16 protein-coding genes and 2 rRNA genes are annotated in these 20,084 nt (G+C 70.7%); 7 read left to right on the forward strand and 11 right to left on the reverse strand.

The window, feature by feature from the left end; translation table 11 throughout:
• A partial coding sequence (locus BMX74_RS41900) for a PucR family transcriptional regulator ligand-binding domain-containing protein (protein ID WP_177227749.1) occupies window positions 1-657 on the reverse strand: 657 nt, incomplete at its 3' end.
• Window positions 658-749: 92 nt separating this feature from the next.
• Between BMX74_RS41900 and gabT the strand changes: the two genes are divergently transcribed.
• Entirely contained in the window at window positions 750-2,078 is a 1,329-nt protein-coding gene (gabT, locus tag BMX74_RS41905; RefSeq protein WP_091106011.1) for a 4-aminobutyrate--2-oxoglutarate transaminase, read from the forward strand.
• Between the two features lie 175 nt (window positions 2,079-2,253).
• A complete protein-coding gene (locus BMX74_RS41910) occupies window positions 2,254-2,487 on the forward strand; it encodes a hypothetical protein (RefSeq protein ID WP_055503689.1) in 234 nt (77 codons plus the stop codon).
• 16 nt (window positions 2,488-2,503) lie between these two features.
• Here the strand turns inward: BMX74_RS41910 and BMX74_RS41915 are convergent, their stop codons facing one another.
• The 4 genes from BMX74_RS41915 to BMX74_RS41930 form a co-directional block, all read right to left on the reverse strand.
• Entirely contained in the window at window positions 2,504-3,724 is a 1,221-nt protein-coding gene (locus tag BMX74_RS41915) for a saccharopine dehydrogenase family protein (protein WP_055503690.1), read from the reverse strand.
• 139 nt (window positions 3,725-3,863) lie between these two features.
• Window positions 3,864-5,048 carry an extracellular solute-binding protein gene (locus BMX74_RS41920; protein WP_143078971.1) on the reverse strand — a complete coding sequence of 395 codons (1,185 nt, stop codon included), beginning with the start codon at window positions 5,046-5,048 and terminating at the stop codon, window positions 3,864-3,866.
• An 85-nt stretch (window positions 5,049-5,133) separates the two neighbouring features.
• Window positions 5,134-6,642 carry a CoA-acylating methylmalonate-semialdehyde dehydrogenase gene (locus BMX74_RS41925; protein WP_055503692.1) on the reverse strand — a complete coding sequence of 503 codons (1,509 nt, stop codon included), beginning with the start codon at window positions 6,640-6,642 and terminating at the stop codon, window positions 5,134-5,136.
• Complete coding sequence (locus BMX74_RS41930) at window positions 6,639-7,916, reverse strand: aspartate aminotransferase family protein (protein ID WP_055503693.1); 1,278 nt, start codon at window positions 7,914-7,916, stop codon at window positions 6,639-6,641. Before BMX74_RS41930 ends, BMX74_RS41925 begins: the two co-directional genes overlap by 4 nt.
• Before the next feature lie 241 nt (window positions 7,917-8,157).
• Between BMX74_RS41930 and BMX74_RS41935 the strand changes: the two genes are divergently transcribed.
• Window positions 8,158-8,883: an alternative oxidase gene (locus BMX74_RS41935; protein WP_091106014.1), complete on the forward strand. Its 726-nt coding sequence runs from the start codon at window positions 8,158-8,160 to the stop codon at window positions 8,881-8,883.
• A 20-nt stretch (window positions 8,884-8,903) separates the two neighbouring features.
• On the opposite strand, the gene BMX74_RS41940 is transcribed toward BMX74_RS41935, so the two are convergent.
• A complete protein-coding gene (locus BMX74_RS41940; protein ID WP_055503695.1) occupies window positions 8,904-10,367 on the reverse strand; it encodes an MFS transporter in 1,464 nt (487 codons plus the stop codon).
• Between the two features lie 55 nt (window positions 10,368-10,422).
• Here BMX74_RS41940 and BMX74_RS41945 point away from each other — a divergent pair, with 55 nt between their 5' ends.
• From BMX74_RS41945 to BMX74_RS41955, 3 genes are read left to right on the forward strand one after another with little or no spacing between them, the layout of a single operon-like run.
• The gene (locus BMX74_RS41945; RefSeq protein ID WP_055503696.1) at window positions 10,423-11,124 is read left to right on the forward strand and encodes a TetR/AcrR family transcriptional regulator; all 702 of its coding nucleotides are present in this window, start codon (window positions 10,423-10,425) and stop codon (window positions 11,122-11,124) included.
• A 12-nt stretch (window positions 11,125-11,136) separates the two neighbouring features.
• A complete protein-coding gene (locus BMX74_RS41950) occupies window positions 11,137-12,768 on the forward strand; it encodes an AMP-binding protein (protein WP_091106016.1) in 1,632 nt (543 codons plus the stop codon).
• A 57-nt stretch (window positions 12,769-12,825) separates the two neighbouring features.
• Window positions 12,826-14,439 carry a PucR family transcriptional regulator gene (locus tag BMX74_RS41955; RefSeq protein ID WP_055503698.1) on the forward strand — a complete coding sequence of 538 codons (1,614 nt, stop codon included), beginning with the start codon at window positions 12,826-12,828 and terminating at the stop codon, window positions 14,437-14,439.
• A gap of 41 nt (window positions 14,440-14,480) precedes the next feature.
• Here the strand turns inward: BMX74_RS41955 and BMX74_RS41960 are convergent, their stop codons facing one another.
• Together BMX74_RS41960 and trpS are read right to left on the reverse strand one after the other, a co-directional pair.
• The gene (locus BMX74_RS41960; protein ID WP_091106018.1) at window positions 14,481-15,704 is read right to left on the reverse strand and encodes a serine hydrolase domain-containing protein; all 1,224 of its coding nucleotides are present in this window, start codon (window positions 15,702-15,704) and stop codon (window positions 14,481-14,483) included.
• 223 nt (window positions 15,705-15,927) lie between these two features.
• The gene (trpS, locus tag BMX74_RS41965) at window positions 15,928-16,890 is read right to left on the reverse strand and encodes a tryptophan--tRNA ligase (RefSeq protein ID WP_055503700.1); all 963 of its coding nucleotides are present in this window, start codon (window positions 16,888-16,890) and stop codon (window positions 15,928-15,930) included.
• Between the two features lie 253 nt (window positions 16,891-17,143).
• On the opposite strand from trpS, the gene BMX74_RS41970 reads away from it, so the two are divergent.
• On the forward strand, window positions 17,144-18,616 hold the full coding sequence (locus BMX74_RS41970; protein WP_091106019.1) for a phosphodiester glycosidase family protein: 1,473 nt from the start codon (window positions 17,144-17,146) through the stop codon (window positions 18,614-18,616).
• Between the two features lie 271 nt (window positions 18,617-18,887).
• Here the strand turns inward: BMX74_RS41970 and BMX74_RS41975 are convergent, their stop codons facing one another.
• The 3 genes from BMX74_RS41975 to BMX74_RS41985 all read right to left on the reverse strand — a co-directional run.
• Window positions 18,888-19,430 carry an RDD family protein gene (locus BMX74_RS41975; RefSeq protein ID WP_091106021.1) on the reverse strand — a complete coding sequence of 181 codons (543 nt, stop codon included), beginning with the start codon at window positions 19,428-19,430 and terminating at the stop codon, window positions 18,888-18,890.
• 355 nt (window positions 19,431-19,785) lie between these two features.
• A 5S ribosomal RNA gene (gene rrf / locus BMX74_RS41980) occupies window positions 19,786-19,902 on the reverse strand.
• Between the two features lie 60 nt (window positions 19,903-19,962).
• Window positions 19,963-20,084 (reverse strand): 23S ribosomal RNA (locus BMX74_RS41985); the annotation flags it as partial.

Genomic DNA, 20,084 nt, shown 5'->3' on the forward strand with positions numbered 1-20,084 from the left:
TGGGTTGTGGGGGGGTGCTGGGTTGTGGGGGGGTGCTGGCGGCGGCGTTGGGGCTGGGGGCTCCGGGGCCGGGGGTCCGGTCGGGGTGAGGAGGCGGGTGAGGGCGGTCGCCACCGCCTCCGTCTGGGCGCCGCGGGTCGCGTGGCGGACCTCGCCGGTCTCGTCCAGCAGTGCGGCCCAGCCGCCGATCTCCTTGGCGAGCCGGTCGATGACGGCGTGCGTGCCTTCGGGGCGCAGCGCGGCCCGCGTGAGCCGGCCCTGCGCGGCGAACGCGCGGGTGATCTCGTCGTACTGTTCGGCGGCGAGCAGTTCGCTGACGACCTTGCCGATCGCGATGAACGGCGTCTCGCGCGGCACCTCCAGCAGCGGCAGCCCCGCGGCCTCGGCGGCGGAGACGAGCGCGGGTGGCACGTGCTCGTGCGACAGGCCGACGCCGAAGCCGAGCCCGGCGACGCCCCGCGCCACCAATCGGTCAACATATGCCGAAAAATCGCCAAAAAGCCGCATGCCCGTCGTCAGCAGCAGCTCGTCCCCTTCCAGGAACGGCGTCGGGTCCTCCAGCTCGCTGACCGCCACCCACCGCACTTTCGCGTCGAGCGCTCCGGCCAGAGGCCGCAGCCCCATCCGTCGTACGAGGGTCCCGAGCGAAGGCGCCATTCCGCGTTTGTCCATTCCGGCAAAGGTGAGCACCCCCAGTGTGCCATATCGACGTATCGGAGCAGGTCGGAGGCCCACATACCGTTCAGTGCATGAGCATTCCGCAGGAGCGTCGCGTCGTCACCGCGATCCCCGGTCCCAAGTCGCAGGAGCTGCTGGCCCGCAAGCAGGCCGCCGTACCCACCGGCATCGGCACGACGCTGCCGGTCTTCGTCACCCGCGCCGGCGGCGGCGTGGTGGAGGACGCCGACGGGAACTCCCTCATCGACTTCGGCTCCGGCATCGCCGTCACGAACGTGGGCAACGCCGCGCCGAAGGTGGTCGAGCGCGTGCAGCGCCAGGTCGCCGACTTCACCCACACCTGTTTCATGGTCACCCCGTACGAGTCGTACGTCGAGGTGTGCGAGAAGCTGAACGCCCTGACCCCGGGCGACCACGACAAGCGCACGTTCCTGGTGAACTCGGGCGCCGAGGCCGTGGAGAACGCGGTCAAGGTGGCCAGGCACGCGACGGGCCGCCAGGCCGTCGTGGTGTTCGACCACGGCTACCACGGCCGCACGCTGCTGACCATGACGCTGACGGCGAAGAACATGCCGTACAAGCAGGGCTTCGGCCCGTTCGCGCCGGAGGTCTACCGGGCGCCGCTCGCGTACCCGTTCCGCTGGCCGACGGGCCCGGAGAACTGCGCGCAGGAGGCCGCCGAGCAGGCCATCGACATGATCAACAAGCAGATCGGCGCGGAGAACGTGGCCGCCGTGGTGATCGAGCCGATCGCCGGCGAGGGCGGATTCATCGAGCCGGCCAAGGGCTTCCTGCCGCGGATCGTGGAGTTCTGCCGCGAGAACGGCATCGTGTTCGTGGCCGACGAGGTGCAGACGGGCTTCGCCCGCACGGGTCACCTGTTCGCCTGTGAGGACGAGGGCATCGTCCCCGACCTCATCTGCACCGCGAAGGGCATCGCGGGCGGCCTGCCGCTCGCGGCGGTGACGGGCCGGGCCGAGATCATGGACAAGGTCCACGCGGGCGGCCTGGGCGGCACGTACGGCGGCAACCCGCTGGCCTGCGAGGCGGCGCTCGGCGTCATCGAGACCATCGAGGCGGAGGACCTGGTCGCCAAGGCCCGCCGCATCGGCGAGATCATGCTTCCCCGCCTGAAGGCGCTGCAGGAGCGCTCGCCGATCATCGGCGACGTGCGCGGCCGCGGCGCGATGACCGCGATCGAGCTGGTCAAGCCGGGCACGAAGGAGCCGAACCCGGCCGCGGTGCAGGAGATCGTCAAGCGCTGCCACGCCGAGGGCCTGCTGGTGCTGACCGCGGGCACGTACGGCAACGTGCTCCGCTTCCTCCCGCCGCTGGTCATCCCCGAGCACCTGCTTGAGGAGGGTCTGGGGATTTTGGAGAAGGCCATCTCAGGCCTGTAGAAGACCGTACGAATCGGGCATCCAGCTTGCGGCTGGATGCCCGATTTTGTTGGTGTACCTCACGTCAGGCGGGTAGAGAATTCACTCTGGCTTGACGCTCAGCTAGACGATCACGGGCGCGGCCGGGGTTATAACGGAGCAGACATGTGGCTGGGCGAGCGGTGCGGGGAGCCAGATGAGCTGGGGTTCGACCAGGACGGCACGGAGCGCGGTGACCTTCGACCCTGAGGGCCTGACCTGGGCCCAGCGCGAGGGGGACGCCTGCGTCGTCTGCCACAAGCGGTGGCCCCGGCCGCGGGTGCGCGTGGGCCGCCTGCCCGACGACTGCGCCGTCCTGGCCTGCGCCGACTGCGCCGACGCCCTGCTGCCCGCCCCCCTCGCCGACGTGGTGGCCTTCCCCGTCCGCTAGGGCACCGTCCCCGCCGCTAGACGCTCAGCGCGAGCGCGGAGTCGCGCATCGCCCAGGGCGAGCCGTACTCGCGCAGCAGGTCCAGGAAGGGCACGGCGTCGAACGCCTCGGGCCCGAGCACCCCGCTCCCCCTCCACGCGCCGGTCGCGACGAGTTCGAGCGCGACGACCGGGTGGATCGCCGTCTGCCAGACGACCGCCTGGGAGCCGTACTCCTGCATGGACCAGGCGTTGTCCACGACGTGGTAGAGGTACACCTCGCGGGGGGCGCCGTCCTTGCCGGTGCCCTTCACCCAGGTTCCCGCGCAGGTCTTGCCGCGCATGCGGTCGCCGAGGCCGGCCGGGTCGGGCAGGCTGGCGGCCACGAGGTCGCGGGGCGCCACCTCGGTCCCGCCCACCCTGATCTTCTGGGCGCTGTCGAGGCCCAGTTTGTGCAGGGTCTTGAGCACGCCGATGAACTCCTCGCCGAGCCCGTACTTGAAGGTGACGCGACGGGCCTGGACCCACCGGGGCACCAGCAGCACCTCCTCGTGCTCCACGTTCACGCACTCGACCGGCCCGATGCCCTCGGGGAAGTCGAACACCTCGGGCTCGCTGAACGGCTCGGTGGTGCGCCACTGCCCGTCCTCCCAGACGACGGGCGGGTTGAGGCACTCCTCGATGGTGGTCCAGATGGAGAAGGTGGGGGCGAAGTCGTAGCCGTCGACGACGAGGTTGGAGCCGTCCCTGATGCCGATCTCGTCGATGCTGGAGAACAGGTGGTCGGCGGCGTAGCGGGCGAAAACGTCGGCGAGGCCGGGCTCGACGCCCATGCCGACGAGCGCGAGCCTGCCCGACTCGCGCCAGGCGCCGTCGAGCGCGAACTGCTCGTCACCGAGCTTGACGCCGGGCCTGCTGTACGGGTCGCTGGGGTGCGGCCTGGACAGCGACATGGCCATGTCGAGGTAGTGGGCCCCGGCTTCGAGCGCGGCCTCGAACAGGGGCATGGTGAAGCGCGGGTCGACCGCGTTGAACAGCACGTCGCAGCGGTGCTCGCGGAGCGCGGCCACCACCTGGGCGCGGTCGGACGCGTCGAGCTGGATGGCGCTGAAGCGCGGGTCGTCCACCTTGGCGACCGCTCGGGCCGCCCGGCTCTGTTGAGAGTCGGCCACCACGATGTGTTCGAAGAAATGGCGGCGGGCGGCGATGGGGACAACGGCGGAGCCGACGCCACCGGCGCCGACAAGAAGGATTCTCATGGACAAACCATACTCACTGACTGGTCATTCAGTCGAATGTTTCGTCCCAGAATCTTCCCGGAGACGGCAAGACGCCCCGGAGCGGAAGGCTCCGGGGCGTCGCAGCAGGTCGGGGGCGGCTGCCGCCGAGAGTCGGACGTCAGGGGACGAGGGCGTCCCAGCGCTCCGTCCACGTCGCGTACGGCACGCACTTGGCCGCGCCGCCCTTGCAGCCGCCCGGCGGGCGCACCGCGAACAGCACGCGGTCGAGCCGCTTGTCCTGGTCCTTGGCCCGAGCGCCCGTCGGCGCCGGACCGGCGCCGTACATCTCGCAGACCGGCCTGGCCCGCCCCTTGCACGCCTTGACGTTGGCGGGGGCCAGCCCGGTCCAGGCGGCGGCGTCGCGCTGGGTGCCCGCCTGGGTCATCCAGTTGATCCAGCGGTAGGCGCAGGTGACGTCGGGGAGGTTCGCCCCGAGCACCCACGAGTCCACCCACCCGGTGGTCCTCTTCGCGTCGAGCGTCTTCACCGGCAGGCCGGCCTTGCGCAGCAGCACCCGGTAGTACGGCGTGGCCTGCGCGTAGTCCAGATCGCCCGTGGCGAACCCCTTGACCAGGTCGACCGGGTTCTGCCAGTACGTACGCCCCTTGGCCTGCTCCAGCAGGCGCACGGCCTCGCCCAGGCGGTCCTTGCCCAGCTCGTACGGCTCGTCGTCGCCGAGCGCGAGCGCCGCGTCGGCGATGGTCATCGGGCTGTTCCTGAGCGCGGAGCGCTCGGAGGTGAACGCCTCCTCGACGTCGCCGCCCTTCACCCGGCTCGCGTCGTACAGGAACTCGTGGTAGCCCCACAGGTACGGCACCCCGTACGCCTTGCCGGAGACCGTGGCGAGGTCGCGGAAGCGTTTGGGGATGTCCTGCCACCCGTCGATCTTGGCCGGGTCGACGGGCTGCGCCTGGCGGTTCTCGACGAGGCTCCCGAGCAGGGCGGGCCCGGCGGAGATCACGTCGTAGGGCCGCTGGGCGACCCTGGCCGCCATCTCCTCGGCCGTCTGGACGGTCTCCAGCCTGGCGATGCGGCAGCCCGTCTCCTTCTCGAACGAGCCCACCCAGTTCACCCGGGAGCTGACGCCGCCGTACTCGGCGTACCCGCGGTAGGTGAGGATCTGCAGCGTGCCGTCGCTCTGCGTGGGGCTGGGGGTGGGCGACACCGTCGGGGTGGGGGTGGGCGTCGAGGTGGGGGCAGCCGCGCGGGCGCCGCCCGCCTGCGCGGGGGCCGGGGCCGCCGCGGTGCCCGCGGTCAGCGCCGCCACGGCCAGCGCCACGACGGATGTGCGACGGCGATTCACGATGTCCCCCCTTGTCCGGTGTGGTGGAGCTTACCGGCCACCGGGCCGGGAGGGACGACGTCCGCCCCGGCCCGTGAGGGGTGGGTTACTTGTTCGTGGGGAAGCCCAGGTTCACCCCGCCGTGCGACGGGTCGAGCCAGCGCGACGTCACGACCTTGCCCCGCGTGTAGAAGTGGACGCCCTCCGCGCCGTGGACGTGCGTGTCGCCGAACAGCGACGCCTTCCACCCGCCGAAGCTGTAGAACGCCATCGGCACCGGGATCGGCACGTTGATGCCGACCATGCCGACCTCCACCTGGTTCTGGAAGCGCCGCGCGGCCCCGCCGTCGTTGGTGAAGATCGCCGTGCCGTTGCCGTACTCGCCGCCGTTGATGATCTCAAGGCCCTCCTCGTACGAGCCGACCCGCACGATCGACAGCACCGGGCCGAAGATCTCCTCGGTGTGGGTGCGCGAGCCGACGGGCACGTGGTCCAGCACGGTCGGGCCCAACCAGAAGCCCGGCGTCTCGGCGGCCTTGCCGCCGCCCGCGACCGGCGTCTCGCGGCCGTCCACGACGAGCTTGGCGCCCTCCTCCACCCCGAGGTCGAGGTAGGAGGCCACCTTGTCGCGGTGCGCCGCCGTCACCAGCGGGCCCATCTCCGACGCGGGGTCGTCGCCGGGGCCGATGGTGAGCCGCTCCACCCGCTCGACGATCTTCTGGACGAGCTCGTCGCCGACCGGGTCGACCGCGAGCACCACGGAGATCGCCATGCAGCGCTCGCCCGCGGAGCCGAACCCGGCCGAGACGGCCGAGTCGGCCACCAGGTCGAGGTCGGCGTCCGGCAGCACCAGCATGTGGTTCTTGGCGCCGCCCAGCGCCTGCACCCGCTTGCCGTGCGCGGTGCCGGTCTCGTAGACGTACTTCGCGATCGGGGTGGAGCCGACGAACGACACCGCGCGCACGTCCGGGTGCTCCAGCAGCCGGTCCACGGCCACCTTGTCGCCCTGCACGACGTTGAACACGCCGTCGGGCAGCCCTGCCTCCTGCCACAGCCGCGCCATCAGCAGCGACGCCGACGGGTCCTTCTCGGACGGCTTGAGCACGAACGCGTTGCCGCAGGCGATCGCGATCGGGTACATCCACATCGGCACCATCGCCGGGAAGTTGAACGGCGTGATGCCGGCCACCACCCCGAGCGGCTGGCGGATCGAGTAGGAGTCCACGCGGGTCGAGACGCCCTCGGAGAAGCCGCCCTTGAGCAGGTGCGGGATGCCGCAGGCGAACTCCACGACCTCCAGGCCGCGCGCGACCTCGCCGAGCGCGTCGCTGTGCACCTTGCCGTGCTCGGAGGAGATGAACGCGGCCAGCTCATCGCGGTGGGCGTACATGAGCTCGCGGAACCTGAACAGCACCTGCGCCCGCTTGACCAGCGACGCGTCCCGCCAGGCGGGGAACGCGGCGACGGCCGCGGCGACGGCGGCGTCGACGTCGGCCGCCGAGGCCATCGCCACGCTGCCGCTCACCTCGCCGGTGGCCGGGTTGTAGAGCTCGCCGGTACGGCTGGTGTCGCCGTCCGCGAGAGCCCCGTCGATCCAGTGCTTGACTGACTTCACTGAGCTGCCTCTGCGTTGATGACTTCGAGTGCGTTGACGATGATCCCCAGGCCCTCGCGTGCCTCGTCCTCGGTGAGGGTGAGCGGCGGGGCCATGCGGATGGCGGTGCCGTACAGGCCGCCCTTGCCGGCGAGGAGGCCGCCCTTCTTGCTCTCCTCCATGAAGCGCGCCGCCTGGGCGGGGTTCTCCAGCTCGACGGCGAACATCAGGCCCTTGCCGCGCACGTCCTTGACGATCGGCAGGCGCCGGGCCGCCTCGCGCAGGCCGTCGATGATGATCGCGCCGGTCCTGGCGGCGTTGGCCTGCAGGTCGTGGTCGAGGACGTAGTCGAGGGTGGCGTTGGCGGCGGCCATCGAGATGGGGTTGCCGCCGAAGGTGGCCAGGCCCACGGCGTGCGGGCCGTCCATGAGGTCGCCGCGCGCGACGACGCCGCCGACGGCGAAGCCGTTGCCCAGCCCCTTCGCGAACGTGATCATGTCGGGCGTGACGCCGTGGTTCTGGATGCCGAAGAAGGCGCTGCCGGTGCGTCCCCAGCCGGTCTGCACCTCGTCCGAGATGAAGTGGATGCCCTGCTCGTCGAGCACTTCCTTGTAGGCGGCGAACAGCCCGTCGGGGGCCATCGTGAAGCCGCCCACGCCCTGGATGGGCTCGGCGATGAGCGCGGCCACGTCGTTGGAGACGGACGTGGCGAGCACGTGGCGCAGGTCGTCCACGCAGGCCTTGATGTAGTCGGCGTCCGACAGGCCCTTGAACTGGGTGAGGTGGCGGTCGGCGCCGTGCAGGAAGTGCACGTTGAGCGGCGACAGCGAGTTGTTCTTCCACGCCCGGTTGGACGTCACGCTGAGGGCGCCGAAACTGCGGCCGTGGTAGCTCTGCCGCATCGCGAGGACCTGGTCGCTCTTGCGGGCGTACGTCGCCAGCAGGAGCGCCGTCTCGTTGGCCTCGGTGCCGGAGTTGGTGAAGAAGACCTTGGCGTCGGGGATGCCGGACAGCCGCGCGATCTTCTCGGCCAGCTCGATCTGACCGCGCAGCAGGTACACGGTGCTGGTGTGGACGACGCCGGTGGCGAGCTGACGCTCGACGGCCTCGCGCACCTCCGGCACGTCGTACCCGATCATGTTGGTCAGGATGCCGGCGAAGAAGTCCAGATAGCTGTTGCCATCGGCGTCGACGACGCGGTTGCCCTTGCCGCTGACGATCTCGATGGGCTCGTTGTAGTTGAGGGCCAGCCAGTTGGGCATGACGGCCCGGTGGCGCGCGAGAAGCTCCGACATGTTCTGAGTATCCCGTTCTCCCACGCGTCCTCCCACCTACAGCCTGTCGGCGAGCGGCAAAATCGCCTTACACGCTGTCATCTCCGGTCTCTGCCGCGCACTCACCATATGTCAAGACATAAGGACTTTTCAAACCTGACCCCTAGGGGATGTCCCGTGCGCCTGAGGGCGTACCGGAGGGCCGCGGAATGACGACCGCCGGACGACGACGAAGGCCAGGCCCGGCGGCGACCATCGACCCATGACAGATCGCATGGGAAACGGCACGGGAACCGCCCTCCTCGACGACCGCCCCGCGGCGCCCGCCGGGCCGCCCAGGCTCGACCGCGACGCGCTGCTGCGCGCCCAGCACGAGACGCTGGCCACGCCGCGCATGGCCTACGGCCTGCTCGCCAGGATGATGTTCAAGCCGGTCGACCTCCTGTACGGCAAGGAGGGCTCGTACACGAAGTTCGCGATGCTGGAGACGATCGCCCGCGTGCCGTACCAGGCGTGGGAGCGCATGGGTTACTGGGCGGTGCACCGGCACGCCGGCCGCTCGGCGCTGGCCAGGCGGGTCTTCGAACGGATCGTGGAGGCCCGCGCCGACCAGGACAACGAGCAGTGGCACCTGCTGATCATGCAGGACCTGGTGCAGCGGGCGGGCCAGCGGCAGAGCCTGCTGCTCCACAAGGTGGCGCCCTGGCTGATCGCGTTCTTCTACTACCACGTCTCGTGGATGCTGTTCCTCGTCAGGCCCGACTGGAGCTACCGGCTGAACGCCGAGTTCGAGGACCACGCCGAGCACGAGTACATGGAGTTCGTGGCCGCCCACCCGGAGCTCGACCACCTGCCCGACCCGGGCACGTACGGCGCCGAGTACGGCCGCCACCGCTCGGTGGCCGACCTGCTGCGGCAGATCGGCCACGACGAGCGGACGCACAAGCTCGACAGCCTGGAGCGCATGCGCGAGCCTCGGGTGCGGTAGACCCGGCCCGGCACGAGAGGTCACACGGCAGGGGCGCTCTCCTCGGGGGCCGGGGCGGGCGCGGCCGGCCGGCCCGAGCGCAGCACGGCGAACGCGAGCAGCGCGGCGGCCAGGGTGAAGCCGGCCCCGACCCAGGACCCGACGTGCATGGCCGTGGTGAACGCCTCCCCGGCCACCTCGCCGAAGCCCATCTGGTGGGCCACGCCGATCGACTCCCGCGCCGCCGCCGGCGCGTCCGGCGGCATCTCGGCGGTGAACACCCCGGCCAGGACGCTGCCCAGCACCGCGATGCTCATCGCGAGCCCCACCTGCTGGACGGTGTCGTTCATGGCGGAGCCGACGCCCGCGTGCTCCAGCGGGATCGCCCCCATCAGCGACGTGTACGCCGCGGGCCCGGCCAGCCCGCCGCCGATGCCCATGACGACCAGCCCTGTCGCCAGTGACGGGTAGCCGTCGCCCGTGGCCATCACGACGAACCCGGCGGCCATGACGAGCAGCCCGGACGCGACCAGCATCCGGTTGCCGACCCGCTTGCCGAGCCCCGCCCCGACCCCGTTGAAGACGGTCGCGGCGGCGGCGTAGGGCAGCATGGCGAGGCCCGCCTGCAACTCACCGTAGCCCAGCACGAACTGCAGGTACTGGCTGAGCATCAGCATGACGGCCCCGGCGCCGAACGACATCAGCAGGATCGAGAAGGACGCGCCGCTGAAGTCGCGGTTCCTGAACAGCGCGAGCGGCAGCATCGGGTGCTCCGAGCGCAGCTCCCAGACGACGAACGCCGTCAGGGTGACGACGGCCAGCGCGATGACCAGCGGGTTCCACTCCCGCTCGATGATGACGTACACGGCCGAGGTGAGTCCCGCGATCGACAGCACGACGCCCACCGGGTCGAGCCTGCGGCCGCCGCCGCGCGTCTCGGGCATCAGCGCGTACGCGGCGGCGATGGCGAGGGCCGCGACGGGCACGTTCAGCAGGAAGACCGAGCCCCACCAGTAGTGCTCCAGCAGGAAGCCGCCCAGCGTGGGGCCCGCGATGACGCCGATCATGGCGACGCCGCCCCAGATGGCCATGGCCTTGCGGCGCTCCTCCTCGTCGAAGACGGTCATGAGGATCGACAGCGTCGAGGGCATGAGGATCGAGCCGCCCACGCCCATGAGCGCCCGCGCGCCGATCACCTGCCAGGGCTCGGAGGCGATCACGGCCAGCATGGAGGCGCCGCCGAACAGGGCCAGGCCGACGACGAGGAAGCGTCTGCGGCCGTACCGGTCGGACAGGCTGCCCGCGGTGAGCAAAAGCCCGGCGAAGGCCAGCACGTACGCGTCGAGGATCCACTGGATGTCGGACGGCGTGGCCCCCAGCTCCTCGATCAGGGACGGGATGGCCAGGTTGAGCACGGTGCCGTCGATCGACAGCACCAGCAGCGAAAGACAGAGTACGACGAGCACCCACCAGCGTCGGGGGTCTCGTACGGTGTTCGAGTCCACTCGCACACTGTACGACCAGCCTCGCACAGTGTGCGAGTGGATTTATCCTTGGAGGATGACCGGCAAGTCGTTCTCCTCCGTCTGGCTGCGCGAACCGCGCAGGTCAACGAGCCCTGGCCGCAGCCGCGAGGAGATCGTCCGCGCCGCCGTCGAGCTCCTCGACGCCGAAGGGCTCAACGGGCTGAGCATGCGCAAGCTGGGCGCCAAGCTCATGGCAGGCGCCACCAGCCTCTACTGGTACGTCGCCAACAAGGACGAACTCCTCGAACTCGCCTACGACGAGATCTGGGGCGAGATCGAGCTGCCCGAGCCGTCCGGCGCCCGCTGGCGTGAGGTCACCGTCGCGGCGGCCCACGGCATGCGCCGCGTCATGCTCAGGCATGCCTGGGTCGCCGACCTGCTCGGCCGCGTGCCCGCCCTCGGCCCCCACGCGCTCGGCTTCACCTCGCGCCTGCGCGCCACCTTCCAGGAGGCCGGCTTCCAGGGCCTGGAGATCGACTACGCCACCTCCACCATGACGGCGTACGTCTTCGGCATGACCATCCCCGAGCTGGCCTGGCAGGTCAAGTACGCCGAGAGCGAGCTCACCGACGCCGACGTGCGCTCCCTGGTCGAGCACGTCGTCAAGGACCACCCCGGCCTGGCCGAGAGCATGAACGCCGCCTCCGCGCTCGACACGCGCGAGGTGCGCGAGATGTGCTTCGCGTTCGGCCTGCACTCGATGCTCGACGGCCTTGAGCGGCGGCTGGTGACGTAGCAGGATCCGCACATGAGCGATTTCCGCATGGCCCGTGACTTCCTGCTGAGCGCCGACTACGCCACCGCGCGGCGCGAGTTCCGCTGGCCCGAGCCGGCCGAGTTCAACTGGGCGCTTGACTGGTTCGACGGCGTCCTCGCGGCCGAGACCCCCGACGCGGTGGCGCTCAGGATCGTCGGCGGCGAGTCGGGCCCGGTGTCGTACACGTTCGCCGAGCTGTCGGCGCGCTCCAGCCAGGTCGCCCACTGGCTGCGCGAGCAGGGGGTGAACCGCGGCGACCGCGTCCTGCTCATGCTGGGCAACCAGGCCGAGCTGTGGGAGGCGCTGCTCGCCGCCATGAAGCTCGGCGCCGTCATCATCCCCGCCACCACGCTGCTCACCGCCAAGGACATCACCGAGCGCGTCGAGAGGGGCGGCGTCGCGCACGTCATCGCCAACGCCTCCGACGCCGGCAAGTTCGACCAGGGCGAGTACACGAGGATCGCCGTCGGCGACGCGTACGGGTGGCTGCCCTTCCACGAGGCGTACGAGCTGGACACCACCTTCACGCCAGAGGTCCCCACCCGGGCCGGCGACACCCTGCTGCTGTACTTCACCTCCGGCACCACCTCCCAGCCGAAGCTGGTCGAGCACACGCACGCCTCCTACCCGATCGGCCACCTGTCCACGATGTACTGGATCGGCCTGCGCCCCGGCGACGTGCACCTCAACGTCTCCTCGCCCGGCTGGGCCAAGCACGCGTGGAGCAACGTCTTCGCCCCCTGGAACGCCGGGGCCACCGTGCTCATCCACGACTACCAGCGCTTCTCCGCGCCCGCCCTGCTGGAGGTGCTGCGCGACGAGGCCGTCACCACCTTCTGCGCCCCGCCGACCGTCTGGCGGATGCTCATCCAGGAGGACCTCACCGCCTGGCGGCTGCCGCTGCGCACCGCCGTGGCCGCGGGCGAGCCGCTCAACCCCGAGATCATCGACCAGGTCTCGAAGGCGTGGGGCATCACCATCAGGGACGGCTACGGCCAGACCGAGACCACCGCGCAGATCGGCAACGTCCCCGGCGAGGCGCTCAAGCCCGGCTCCATGGGCCGCCCGCTGCCCGGCTACGACGTCGTGCTGCTCGACCCGCACACCGGCGAGCCCGGCGACGACGGCGAGCTCTGCCTGCCGCTCGACCCGCGCCCGATGGGCCTCATGGCGGGGTACGTCGGCGGCTCCGGCGAGGCGATGCGCGACGGCTACTACCACACCGGCGACATGGCCACCCGCGACGACGACGGCTACATCACCTACGTCGGCAGGACCGACGACGTGTTCAAGGCGTCCGACTACCGCATCTCGCCGTTCGAGCTGGAGAGCGTGCTGCTGGAGCACGAGGCCGTGGCCGAGGCAGCCGTCGTACCCGCCCCCGACCCGGTGCGGCTCGCGGTGCCCAAGGCGTACGTCACGCTCGCCCCCGGGTACGAACCGGACGAGGAGACCGCCCGGGCGATCTTCCAGCACTGCCGCCGGGAGCTGGCGCCGTACAAGCGGGTGCGCAGGCTGGAGTTCGGCGAGCTGCCCAAGACCATCTCCGGCAAGATCCGCCGGGTCGAGCTCCGGGTGCGCGAGCCCCGCCGCGAGTACCGCGAAGAGGAGTTCAACCGGTAACAGAATGTAATCGGTTGATTGTCCGTTTTAACATTCTGATCAGCTAGGCTCTGCCCCGTGCTACCCACCATCGCCGACGTCCTCGCCCTGGAGACCGTGCGCCGGGGGAACCCGCGCGTGGTCGCCGGCGCGGACCGGCTCGACAGCAAGGTGCGGTGGGTGCACGTCGGCGAGATCGCCGACATCGCCCACCTGCTGCGCGGCGGGGAGCTGGTGCTCACCACCGGCGTCGCCCTGCCCCAGGACCCGGAGAAGCTCGCCGACTACATCGGCGAGCTCGCCACCGTGGGCGCGTCAGGGCTGATCGTGGAGCTCGGCCGCCGGTTCGTGCGCGAGCTGCCCCGCGCCGTCGTCAAGTCGGCCGAGGAGCACGGCCTGCCGGTGATCGTGCTCACCCGCGAGACGCCGTTCGTGCAGATCACCGAGTCGGTGCACGCCTGGATCATCGACAACCAGCTGGAGGAGCTGCGGGCGTCCGAGCAGCTCCACGAGGTGTTCACCGAGCTGTCCGTCGAGGGCGCCTCCCCCGCCGCCGTGCTGTCGCAGGCCGCCCGGCTCGCCGGACGGCCCGTGCTCCTGGAGAACCTCGCCCACCAGGTGCTGGCCTTCGAGTCGGCCGGACGCGACGCCGGAGCGCTCCTCGCCGGGTGGGAGACCAGATCCAGGGCCGTCGCCCCCGCCGAACGCACCGCGTACGACCAGGCGTCCGGCTGGCTCGTCACCATGGTGGGCGCCCGCGGCCAGGACTGGGGCCGCCTCATCGTCCTCTGCGACACCCCGCCGACGCCGCGGCTCATGGTGCTGGCCGAACGCGCCGCCACCACTCTCGCCCTCGGCCGTCTCCTCGAACGCCACCAGGAGTCGCTGGAACGCCAGGCCCACGGCACGATCATCGCGGGCATCCTCACGCACGCCTACGCCGACCCCGACGAGGCCGCCGCGCGGGCCCGCGCCGTCGGCGTCCCCCTCACCGGGCGCAAGCTCATCAGCGTCGTCATCCGGCCCACCGACCCGCTCGACCAGGCGCTCGACGGTCAGGCTCAGCTCGGCGAGCTGGCCGAGGCCACCGCCGCCGCCTGCCGCGACGCCCGCCTGCCCGCCCTGGTGGGCGCGCTCGACCAGGAACGCGTCGGCGTCCTGCTGCCGCTGCCGCCCCGCACCAAGGCCGAACCCGCCCTCGGCGCGCTCGCCGAACGCCTGCGCATGCTGTGGCCGAGCGGCGGGTTCGTGCTCGCCGCCGGCTCCGTCGTCGAATCCATCAGGGACGTACGCCGCAGCTTCCTCGAAGCCGAACAGGTGGCGGACGTCGCCGTCCGCCAGCCCGACGGCCGGGCCTACTACCGCCTGCCCGACCTGCGCCTGCGCGGCCTGCTCCACCTGCTGCGCGACGACGCGAGACTCCAGACGTTCGCCGAACGCGAGCTCAGCCCGCTGCTCGCGCACGACGCGCAGCGCGGCGGCGACCTGACCAGGATCCTGCGCATCTACCTCGACGCCGGACGCAACAAGGCGGTCGCCGCCCAGAAGGCCCACCTGTCCAGGCCCGCCTTCTACGACCGCCTGCGCCGCCTCGAACGCATCCTCGACACCGACCTCGACGACGTCGAGTCGTGCCTGTCGCTGCACGTCGCCCTGCTCGCCCTGGAGTCGTTCCGCCGCGAGGGCCGCTGAGCCCGCCTCGCCGGGGCCCGTCGGTGCGTCAGGTCGATGTGTCAGTCGTCGATGGCCTGGTAGAGGGTGTTCCAGAAGTCGTGCATCAGGTGCATCGCATTCGGAACCGACGCCCCGAGCTGGGTGAGCAGGATCCCGACGAGCTGGTTGCCCGGGTCGGCGTAGGTCGAGCAGCCGCTGCCGCCGTCCCACCCGAACTGGCCCACCGGCGCGTAGTCGCCCCGGTAGGTGCGCACCGCCATCCCGAACCCCCACCCGCCGTGCTGACCCTGACCGAAGGAGATGTGCACGGCCTCGCGCGCCATCCTGTCGCGGGCGGCGGTCTGCTCGGCGGTCAGCCGGTTGGTCGTCATCAGCTCGACCGCCGGCCGCGACAGGATCCGCTCACCCTGGTGGACGCCGCCGTTGAGCAGCATCCGGAAGTAGGCGTGGTAGTCGTCCACCGTGGACACCAGCCCGCCCCCACCGCTGGGGAACGCCGGGGGGCGGCTCCAGCGGCCGCCCTCGGGCTCGTCCCACACCAGGAACTCCCCGGTGCCCGGGTCGGGGGCGTACAGCGCCGGCAGCCGGTCGATCTCACCGGCCGGTACGTGGAAGCCCGTGTCGGCCATGCCGAGGGGGGCGAAGAGGCGCTCGCGCAGGAACGTCTCGAACGGCCGGCCGGTGACCCTGGCCACCAGCACGCCGAGCAGGTCGCTGCTGATGTGGTACTGCCAGCGCTCCCCGGGCTGGTGCATCAGCGGAAGCTCGCCGAGGCGGCGCATCCACTCGTCCGGTTCGGGCATCGGCTCGGGCAGGTTCGGCGTCAACCCCCCTTCGAAGATCGCGTTCATGATCGGGGTGCCCAGGGAGGTGAAGTCCATGCCGAGCCCGAAGGTGGAGGTCAGCACGTCCCGCACGGTGATCGGCCGCCGCGCCGGCACGGTGTCGTCCAGCGGGGCGTCGATCCGGGTCAGCACCCGCCGGTCGGCCAGCTCCGGCAGCCACGCGTCGACGGGATCGTCCAGCCGCAGCCGGCACTCGTCCAGCAGCACCATGGCCGCGGCCACCGTGACCGGCTTCGAGGTGGACGCCATCCGGAAGATGGTGTCGCGGCGCATCGGCGCGCCACCGTCGTGACGCATCGTCCCGATCGCCTCGACATGCGTGTCCTCACCCCGGCCGACCAGCGCGACGACCCCGGGAATCCTCCCGGACTCCACATGCCGGACCAGCACCTCACGCACCCGGCGCAGCCCGGCGGCAGAGAAGCGGTGACTCATCATGGATCTCCTTCAGCGTGTTCGATCTCCGGTCCTGATGGCATTCACCATCGCCGACCACGCTGATACGGCGCCGTCACCGCACTGACATGGCGACCGGCACGCCACGCCGCCGTGCAGCTTCCTGCCCCTCCACCTCACCGGGTTGAGCTCCACGGGCCCCGGAGCAGAAAGGCGTGGGCCCCCCTGAGGGCCGCAGGTCCGGGACCGTCGGCCCTGGAAGGCCCTAGAAGCCCATCGCGGCCCTGACCTCGTCCAGGGTGGCGATCGCCCGCTCCCTGGCGCGCTCGTTGCCCTCCGCCAGCACCTCGCGGGCGTCCGCCTCGCCGTGCTCGCGCCGCCGCTTCCTGATGGGGGCCAGGAAGTCGTTCACCGCGTCGGTGACCACCCGCTTCAACGTGACGGCCCCGCCGTCGCCGATCTCCTCAGCGATCTCCTGCGGGGGACGGCCCAGGCACAGCCCCGCCAGCGTGAGCAGGTTCGCCACCTCCGGCCTGTGCTCCTCGTCGAACGTGATCAGCCGGTCAGCATCGGTGCGGGCCTTGCGGATGAGCGCCGCCGTCTCGTCCTCCGTGGCCGCCAGCGTGATCGCGTTGCCCCTGCTCTTGCTCATCTTCCCGCCGTCCAGGCCCCTGAGCATCGGGCTCGCGCCCATCATCGCCTGCGGTTCGGGGAACACCTGGCCGTACCGCTCGTTGAAGCGCCGCGCGACGAGCCGCGTCACCTCCAGGTGCGGAAGCTGGTCCTTGCCGACCGGCACCAGCGTGCCCTTGCAGAACAGGATGTCCGCCGCCTGGTGCACCGGATACGTGAACATCAGGCCGCTGACGGCACTCTGCGAGCTGTGCGCGATCTCGTCCTTGACCGTGGGGTTACGGCTCAGCTCCGCCACCGACACCAGGCTCAGGAACGGCAGCAGCAGCTGGTTCAACTCGGGGACGGCGCTGTGCTGGAAGATCGTCACCTGCCGCGGGTCGAGGCCGACCGCCAGGTAGTCGAGGAGCAGCTCGGTGATGTTGCGCTGGATCTCCCCCGGGGTGTCCCTGTCGGTGATCACCTGGTAGTCCGCGATCAGCACGTACATGGGGTGGACGCCCTGCAGGGCCACGCGATTGGCCAGGGTGCCGAAGTAGTGCCCCAGGTGCAGCTGCCCGGTCGGCCTGTCACCAGTGAGTACCACGTCACTCATGATGGTTCCTTCCTCAGTCGTCGCCGTCCCTGAGGAAGCCGCCTGCCGGGGCCGCCCTTCAGGACGGCCCGTGCATGCGAGATCAGCGGCCGTCTACCGGCCGCCACCACATGCAGGCGTTGGTCATACGCACAGTGTATACGCGGTGATGTCAATCTTGTAACCACTCACCGCCAATAGCGTGGTTTCCCCGCCTCCAGGGCCATGATCTCGCCAGGATGGTGCGGTCCGTCATCCGCCCTCTGGAGAGTTCATGTCTCGACGTACCCTTGCCGGCGGCCTGGCCGTAGCCGCGGCCCTCACGGTCACCACCCTGCCCGCCGCCGCCGCACCGCTCTCGGTGACGTTCCCGTCGGCGAAGTTCCCGCTGGGCGACGCGACCGTGCCGACCAAGACCGCCACCGCCGTCACGCAGGGCATCGACCTGTACGACGTGAAGGCGGGCACGGCCACCGACGGGTACACCGTGACCGTCCTCATGCCGAGCGGACGCGACTACGGGATGCAGGAGACCGCGCAGGCCAAGGCGGCCGAGGTTGAGGCGCTGGGCGAGACCCCCAGTGTGCAGAAGGTCGTGCGGCCCCAGGTCGCCGACGCCCCCGAGCAGATCGTCTACATGGTCCGCGTCGGCCTCTGGCCGCTGAAGGACAAGGCGAAGGCCGACGAGATGGCCAAGACGCTCAAGGACGGCGGCCTCAAGGTCAAGGTCGACTACCTCGGCGACGACGGCCTCAAGACCACCGGCCCCTGGGACGTCAAGGTCGTCATGATCGACGCGAAGACGTTCCGCGGCTCGTACGGCGCCACCCTCGGCAAGAGCGTCGCCGCGCGCGAGACCGTCTCGGCCATGGCCAAGGACCGCAACGCCCTGGTCGGCGTGAACGGCGGCTTCTTCAACATCCACACCGCGAAGAACCTGCGCGGCGAGCCCGTCGGCCTCTCCGTCGTCGGCGGCAGGCTGCTGAGCGAGGCCGTGCCCGGCCGCTCCGCCGTGGTGCTCAAGGGCCGCACGGCCCGCATCACCGAGCTGAAGACCACCGTCACCGCGATCTCGCAGGACGGCGAGAAGCTCACCGTCAACGGCGTCAACCGCGCCGCCGCGACCGACGAACTCGTCCTCTACACCGAGGAGTACGGCGCCAAGACGCCCAACGACAGCGGCTCCGACGTCGTCCTCGACGCCAACGGCAAGGTCGTCACCCTGCGCCCGTCCGGCTCCGCCGTACCCGCGGGCATGCGCGTGCTGCACGGCGCTGGCGCCGCCTCCGACTGGCTGAACGAGCACGCCTGGGAAGGCTGGACGGTCAAGGTCGACCAGAAGGTCGTCGACCTGCGCACCGGCAAGGCGCTCGCCCTCACCCCCGACCTGAACGTCATCGCCGGCGGCGTCGGGCTCGTCCGCAACGGCCGCGTCCACATCACGGCCAAGCGCGACGGCCACGACTCCGTGAACATGATCCTGCGCCGCCACCCGCGCACCCTGCTCGGCACCACCAAGAACGGCAGCCTCATCCTGGCCACCGTCGACGGCCGCCAGCCCGGCGTCACCGTCGGCGCCAACTTCACCGAAGCGGCCCAGCTCATGCGCTGGCTCGGCGCCACCCAGGCCATCAACCTCGACGGCGGCGGCTCCACCGCGATGGTGGTGAACGGCAAGCTCGTCAACCGCCCGTCGGACGGCGTGGAACGCGGCGTCGGCGACGCCCTGCTCGTCCTCCCGAAGTAGCCCGCGAACACGGACGAAGCAACCCGTGAACGCAGAGAGGGCCACCCCTGCCGTCAGCAAGGGTGGCCCTCTCACATCGACCCGCGGCACGCCGGAGCGCGTCCCCGGCGCCCGCGTGGGCGGGGCGTCATGTCCTGGGCTTCGGCCAGGGCCGGCAGACCGTCCTCGGAGCAGCGGCCCCGGCCCTGAAGGGCGCGCAGACCCGGGAGCCGAGGGCGCCGCGGGTGCGAACGACAGCCAGTCGATCAGGAACGGGGGCCCCGTCCGGATGTCACGACGGCGACGGTACGACTCGGGTGCCCGCCACGACGTCGTGCAGGGCGGCCCGGTCGCGGCGCACCAGCAGCAGCACGATCGAGATCCCCGCCAGTGCGTACGCCGCGACCAGGAAGGGCATGGCGACGATCACTTCGTGACCGCCTGACAGCCGGGACACCGCCATGTGACCGCACTGCCAGGGCAGCAACTTCACGACATCGCGCACCACGATCCGCGCCGCGCCGGGCCGTTTCCCGGTGGTGGTGGCCACGACGAGCCCTGCTCGTCGCTTGCCCCATGTGGCCTGGTGCCGCCCCGCCTCGCCGATCGCCAGATAGGCTCCGGCCGGCAGCACGCTCAGCGCAGTGATCAGAAGGTCGGTGCCCACCATCCCAAGCCCATCGAACACCACCACTCCCGCGAGGCGCAGCGGGACGAACACGGCGGCCAGCAGGGCCAGCCAGCCGGCGATCACAAGATAGTCCCAACCAAGAGCCACCAGTCGCGGACGTAACGCCGCCCGGCCAACCCGCGTCTTCCCCTGCTCGTCCAGCATGCGATGCCTCCCCGGCCCGGCAAGATGATCTCACCTGTGGCCGTTACGCTACCGCCACCCCAGAACGGGCCCACGCCTGCCCTTGACGGGACGCGAACGCCGCGCACTGAACCTGGCCCTCGACATCCCGAGCGAAACACAGACATCGCCGTCTCACGCACTCACCAGGCGGCCACGCAGACCCTTGTACGCCCCACCGCCCGTGTACGCCCCACCGCCCGATGACGCTTCAGCCCTGCCGAGGACGCTTCAGCCCTGCGCCGGGGTGGCCCGCCTTCTCCAGCCGGCACAGGGACCGACACAAATGAAAAAAGGCCCCACGCGTAGGCGTGAGGCCCTTTCTCATCTAAAGTTTGTGCGGCGGCGACCTACTCTCCCACACCCTCCCGAGTGCAGTACCATCGGCGCAGAGAAGCTTAACTTCCGGGTTCGGAATGTAACCGGGTGTTTCCTTCCCGCCATAACCACCGCAACACCATGAGACCGTTTGCTGTCTCAGAATTGCGTAGCGGACGCGAGCAAGAAAAGCTTTATGGTCAAGTCCTCGGCCTATTAGTACCGGTCAGCTCCACACGTTACCATGCTTCCACCTCCGGCCTATCAACCCGGTCGTCTACCGGGGGCCTTACCCACTCTCGTGGTGGGAGACCTCAT

The sequence above is a fragment of the Nonomuraea pusilla genome (assembly GCF_900109355.1).
GTDB classification, from domain to species: Bacteria; Actinomycetota; Actinomycetes; order Streptosporangiales; family Streptosporangiaceae; genus Nonomuraea; species Nonomuraea pusilla.